The organism is Burkholderia sp. E168m23 (assembly GCF_016586125.1).
Classification (GTDB): domain Bacteria; phylum Pseudomonadota; class Gammaproteobacteria; order Burkholderiales; family Burkholderiaceae; genus Burkholderia; species Burkholderia orbicola.
In genome coordinates this window covers 1-6,009 of the sequence record NZ_BCPP01000401.1, presented here as the reverse complement: position 1 = coordinate 6,009, position 6,009 = coordinate 1, and the positions used below count along the sequence as shown (strand labels likewise).

The following is a 6,009-nucleotide window of genomic DNA, read 5'->3' as shown; positions in this document are numbered from 1 at the left end:
TAATTGGCGATGTCGGCCATGATCTCCTGCGCGTGCGGATCGCGGGCTGCCTGAAAAGCTTCGATGGAAGTGCAGACGAAGTCACACTTGGCGACGTAAACAGGGTCCGCGCCGGGAGCGCCGCCTGCGATACCCTTGTCCACCGTGTAGTACAGGCATGCCGCGCCGAGCCGCTGTTTCACCATTGGCATGTGCGTATCGCGATAGTAAGCATGGTCGAAGCGCGCGCCTGCGGCGTACGGGTACATGACACTGACTTTGATCATCGAGGTTCTCCTGTTGCCGCACGGTAATCGAGGCGCCGTCGCGCGCGAGACGACATCGAGGCCGCCGATATAGGCGTGGTCAAGATTGCTCCCGGACACGGCGAGCGCATTCCGCTGATTGTAAGTGAACCCGTCTTGCCGGTTTGGTGGCGCCGGATGCCCGACGCCGCGGGAGCGGCCCGGCGATCCCGGACGCTTCGTGGGTGGGCAGTCGGGCGAGTACATCCGTCAAATCGCGACGACGCGGCATCACCGGCCATCGGCCAAACGGCGAACTTCGCGCGTGGACGTCGAAGCCACTGGTAAACTCGGGCAACCCAAGCAACAACTTCATGCCTGATCTATGACCACGCTGTCGCCCGAGGCCTTTGCCGGCCACACCCCGATGATGCAGCAGTACCTGCGCATCAAGGCCGATCATCCGGACACGCTCGTCTTCTACCGGATGGGCGACTTCTACGAGCTGTTCTTCGAGGACGCAGAAAAAGCGGCACGCCTGCTCGACCTGACCCTCACGCAGCGCGGCGCGTCGGCCGGCACGCCGATCAAGATGGCCGGCGTCCCGCATCACGCGGTCGAGCAGTATCTGGCGAAGCTCGTGAAGATGGGCGAATCGGTCGCGATCTGCGAGCAGATCGGCGACCCCGCCACGTCGAAAGGCCCTGTCGAGCGCAAGGTCGTGCGCGTCGTCACGCCCGGCACGCTGACCGATGCCGCGCTGCTGTCCGACAAGAACGACGTCTACCTGCTCGCGATGTGTACCGGCCACAACAAGCGCGGCGTCGCGGTCAATATCGGCCTTGCATGGCTGAACCTCGCGAGCGGCGCATTGCGTCTCGCGGAAATCGAGCCCAACCAGCTTGCCGCCGCGCTCGAACGCATCCGGCCGGCCGAAATCCTGACGCCGGACGGCGCAACCGACGCCATTCCCGCCGGCGCGGGCGCAAGCAAGCGCGTGCCGGCCTGGCACTTCGACATCGCGTCGGGCACGCAGCGCCTGTGCGATCAGCTCGACGTCGCGAGCCTCGACGGGTTCGGCGCGCATTCGCTGACGAGCGCGTGCGGCGCGGCCGGCGCGCTGCTGCTCTATGCCGCGGCCACGCAAGGCCAGCAACTGCGGCACGTGCGCAGCCTGAAGGTGGAGAACGAAACCGAATACATCGGGCTCGACCCGGCCACGCGCCGCAACCTCGAATTGACCGAAACGCTGCGCGGCACCGAGTCGCCCACGCTGTATTCGCTGCTCGACACCTGCTGCACGACGATGGGCAGCCGCCTGCTGCGTCACTGGCTGCATCACCCGCCGCGCGCGTCGGTCGCCGCGCAGTCGCGCCAGCAGGCGATCGGCGCGCTGCTCGATGCACCGGCCAACGCGAGCCTCGATGCGCTGCGCAGCGCGCTGCGCCAGATCGCCGACGTCGAACGGATCACCGGGCGGCTCGCGTTGCTGTCCGCACGCCCGCGCGACCTGTCGAGCTTGCGTGACACGTTCGCCGCACTGCCGGCGCTGCGCGAGCGCATCGCTGCGATCGTGGCGAACGCGGATGCGCTCGCACGCGTCGACGCGGCACTCGCACCGCCCGCCGAATGCCTCGACCTGCTGACGAGTGCGATCGCCCCCGAGCCGGCCGCGATGGTGCGTGATGGCGGCGTGATCGCACGTGGCTACGATGCCGAGCTCGACGAGCTGCGCGACATTTCGGAGAACTGCGGGCAGTTCCTGATCGATCTCGAAGCGCGCGAGCGCGCGCGCACCGGCATCGCGAACCTGCGCGTCGAATACAACAAGGTGCACGGCTTCTACATCGAGGTCACGCGCGGCCAGACCGACAAGGTGCCCGACGATTACCGCCGCCGCCAGACGCTGAAGAACGCCGAGCGCTACATCACGCCGGAATTGAAGACCTTCGAGGACAAGGCACTGTCCGCGCAGGAACGCGCGTTGGCGCGCGAGCGCGCGCTGTACGACTCGGTGTTACAGGCACTGCTGCCGTTCATCCCCGAATGCCAGCGCGTCGCCTCGGCCCTCGCCGAGCTCGACCTGCTCGCCGCCTTCGCCGAACGCGCCCGGGCGCTCGACTGGGTTGCGCCGACCTTCACCGACGAGATCGGCATCGAAATCGAACAGGGCCGCCACCCGGTCGTCGAAGCGCAGGTCGAGCAGTTCATCGCCAACGACTGCCGATTCGGCACCGAGCGCAAGCTGCTGCTGATCACCGGGCCGAACATGGGCGGTAAGTCGACGTTCATGCGGCAGACCGCGCTGATCGCGCTGATGGCATACGTCGGCAGCTACGTGCCGGCGAAGGCGGCGTGCTTCGGCCCGATCGACCGGATCTTCACGCGCATCGGCGCGGCCGACGATCTCGCGGGCGGCCGCTCGACCTTCATGGTCGAGATGACCGAAGCGGCGGCGATCCTCAACGACGCGACACCGCAAAGCCTCGTGCTGATGGACGAGATCGGCCGCGGCACGTCGACCTTCGACGGCCTTGCACTCGCCTGGGCCATCGCGCGCCACCTGCTGGCGCACAACGCGTGCTACACGTTGTTCGCGACGCACTACTTCGAGCTGACGCAACTGCCGGCCGAATTCCCGCAAGCGGCCAACGTCCACCTGTCGGCCGTCGAGCACGGCCACGGCATCGTGTTCCTGCACGCGGTCAACGAAGGCCCGGCGAACCAGAGCTACGGCCTCCAGGTTGCGCAACTCGCGGGCGTCCCGGCACCGGTGATCCGCGCCGCACGCAAGCACCTCGCGTATCTCGAACAGCAGTCGGCATCCCAGCACACGCCGCAACTCGATCTCTTCAGCGCGCCGCCCGCGGCCGTCGACGATCTCGAATGCGCGGACGCGCCGGCATTGCCCGACACGCCGCATCCGGCGCTCGAAAAGCTGCGCGACATCGACCCCGACGATCTGAAGCCGCGCGAGGCGCTCGACCTGTTGTATGAATTGCGCACGCTGGTCCGGTCGCACGATGCCGACGGGCACGCGTAAGCGCATGCCGCGGGGCCTGCCGGCCCGCGCCGCCGCCGCGCTCGTCGCGGCGGCGCTTGCGCTGGCGCAGGCCGATGCAGTAGCCGCGCCACCCAAGCGCAGCGCAGCGCCCTACTCGTTCGCGGTCGTGTCGGGCGTCATCAATGCTCCGGCGGACGAACCGGCTGCGCAGCGGCTGCTCGATGCGATCGCGCGCGAGCGCAATCTCGCGTTCGTCGTCTACGCAGGCGATCTCAAAGGCTCGAAGGAAGCATGCCGCGACGCGCTGTATTCGCAGCGCGGGGCGATCCTGGATGCGGCGCGCGTGCCGCTCGTGTTCATTCCCGGCCACGACGACTGGATCGCCTGCAACACCGCGGCCGGCGGCGGCTACGACCCGGTCGAGCGGCTCGACTTCCTGCGGCAGACGCTGCTCGCCGATTCGGCACTGCCCGACCCCGGTGCACTGCAGATCACGCGGGAGAGCGAAGTCGCACGGTTCCGGCCGTATCGCGAGAACGCACGCTGGATGCGCGACGACATCGTGTACGTCGCACTCAATGCGCCGGCGCCGAACAACCATTATTTGACCGCGGGCGGCCGCAACGGCGAATTCGAGGACCGCATCATCGCGAACGGCTTCTGGATCGATCACGCGGCCGAGTATGCGAAGCGGCGCGAAGCGCGCGCGATGGTCGTGATGTTCGAAGGCGATCCGCAGTTCGAGCGCTATGAACGCGCGGAACGCTTTGCGTGGCTGCGTTTCAACCGGCCGCGCGTGCGCGACGGCTTCCGCGAGCTGAAACGAACGTTGGTGAAGGCGGCGGCGACGTTCCGCGGGCCCATTCTGGTGATGCACGCGAGCGGCGAACCGCTGCCGAACGGCTTTCTGATCGACCGTCCGCTGCATGCCGACGACGGTGAGTTGGTAGGAAACGTCACGCGCGTCGCGATCGGACCGCGCCATCCGGCGAATCAGTGGGTGAAGGTGAGCGTATCGCCGGCACGGCAGACGATCTTCAACGTCAGCCTGCAGGAGGTGCCGAAGAACCTGCCGGTGCCGCCCACGCTGCCGCTCGTGCCGCGCGACGACGTGCCGCTGCCGCAGATGCCGGAAATCCCCGCGCTGCCGGCGCTGCCCGACGCGTCGTCGGTCGCGCCGCCGTTGCAGGGTGACGGCGCCGCACCGGGCGGCGCGTCGTGGCCGGCACCGCCCGCCGCATCAGGGCCGGCGCCGGGCCTGCCGGCAAGCTCAGTGCAGCGTACGCCCTGACGGCGCTTCGCCGTCTTCGTCGTCATCCTCGTCGACGATTTCGAGCCCTTCCGCGCCATGCGCGTGCTCGTGCTCGATTTCGTCTTCGGTGGCTTCGCGAACGTCCTTCACGGTCAGCGCGAAACGCAGCGCCATGCCCGCCAGCGGGTGATTGCCGTCGAGCACGACTTTGTCCTCGGCGATATCGGTGACCGTATAGATCAGCGAGTCGGCTTCCTCGTCACCGTCTTCCGGCGTGCCTTCGAACTGCATGCCCACTTCGAGCGGCTCGGGAAAACGGTCGCGCGGCTCGATCTTCACGAGCTCGGGATCGTAGTCGCCGAACGCGTCCTCCGGCTCGAGCTGGATCTGCGCCTGGTAGCCTGCCTCGTGGCCGTCGAGCTGTTCCTCGATCTTGGGGAACGTGCCATCATAGCCGCCGTGCAGATAGACCATCGGCTCGTCGCTTTCCTCGATCAGATTGCCCTGTGCGTCCGACAGCTTGTAAGTGACCGACACGACGGTGTTTTTTGCGATTTTCATCCAATTCTCCCAAATACAAGTCTCATTATACGATGCGCAACCGGTCTCAAGCCGAACCACGGGATACCGCTGCCGCCCCGCTCGGCGCGCCGCCCTCCGATCTTCCCACGCCGCTGCTCGGCGGCCTCACGCCGGCGCAATTCATGCGCGGCTACTGGCAAAAGAAGCCGCTGCTGATCCGCCAGGCGATCCCCGGCGTCGCGTCGCCGGTCACGCGCAATGCGCTGTTCGAGCTCGCCGCCGACTATGACGCGGAATCGCGATTGATCACCCATTTTCGTAACAAGTGGCAACTGGCGCACGGTCCGTTCGAGCCCGACGCGCTGCCTGCCGTCACGCGCAAATCCTGGACCCTGCTCGTGCAGGGGCTCGACCTGCACGTCGACGCGGCGCGCGCGTTGCTCGACCGGTTCCGTTTCATCCCCGACGCGCGGCTGGACGACCTGATGATCTCGTATGCGACGGACGGCGGCGGCGTCGGCCCGCACTTCGACTCGTATGACGTGTTTCTGCTGCAGGTCGAAGGCCGGCGCCGCTGGCGCGTCGGCGCGCAGAAGGATCTGTCGCTGCAGCCGGACGTGCCGCTGAAGATCCTCGAAAACTTCGAGCCGAGCGACGAATGGGTGCTGGAGCCCGGCGACATGCTGTACCTGCCGCCTCACATCGCGCACGACGGCGTGGCCGAAGGCGAGTGCATGACCTGCTCGATCGGCTTCCGGGCCCCGTCCGCCGGCGAGCTGGGCGCCCAGTTCCTGTACTACCTCGCGGAGCGCGGCGGCCTGCGCGACGCGGGGGGCGACGATCTCTACCGCGATCCGAAGCAGCCGGCCGTCGATGCGCCCGCGCAACTGCCGCCGGCGATGGTCGAACGCGTGGCCGAGATCGTCGACGCGATCCGCTGGCGCAAGCGCGACGTCGCCGAATTCCTCGGCTGCTATCTGAGCGAGCCCAAATCGAACGTCGTTTTC

General features: G+C 67.4%; 5 protein-coding genes. 3 read left to right on the top strand and 2 right to left on the bottom strand.

Going from position 1 to position 6,009, the window contains the following annotated elements; all coding sequences use genetic code 11:
* Positions 1-266: EthD family reductase (locus JMF90_RS20290; RefSeq protein ID WP_201325360.1), on the bottom strand; the 266-nt coding region annotated here is incomplete at its 3' end.
* 343 nt (positions 267-609) lie between these two features.
* On the opposite strand from JMF90_RS20290, the gene mutS reads away from it, so the two are divergent.
* Together mutS and JMF90_RS20280 are read left to right on the top strand one after the other, a co-directional pair.
* Positions 610-3,267, top strand: coding sequence for a DNA mismatch repair protein MutS (mutS, locus tag JMF90_RS20285; protein WP_200093644.1), 2,658 nt, complete (start codon positions 610-612; stop codon positions 3,265-3,267).
* Between the two features lie 4 nt (positions 3,268-3,271).
* On the top strand, positions 3,272-4,519 hold the full coding sequence (locus JMF90_RS20280) for a hypothetical protein (protein WP_201316984.1): 1,248 nt from the start codon (positions 3,272-3,274) through the stop codon (positions 4,517-4,519).
* On the opposite strand, the gene JMF90_RS20275 is transcribed toward JMF90_RS20280, so the two are convergent.
* Entirely contained in the window at positions 4,499-5,041 is a 543-nt protein-coding gene (locus tag JMF90_RS20275; protein WP_011694320.1) for a peptidylprolyl isomerase, read from the bottom strand. The genes JMF90_RS20280 and JMF90_RS20275 overlap by 21 nt on opposite strands.
* A gap of 32 nt (positions 5,042-5,073) precedes the next feature.
* On the opposite strand from JMF90_RS20275, the gene JMF90_RS20270 reads away from it, so the two are divergent.
* Positions 5,074-6,009, top strand: a 936-nt coding sequence (locus JMF90_RS20270; protein WP_201325359.1) for a cupin domain-containing protein, incomplete at its 3' end; no start/stop codon positions are given.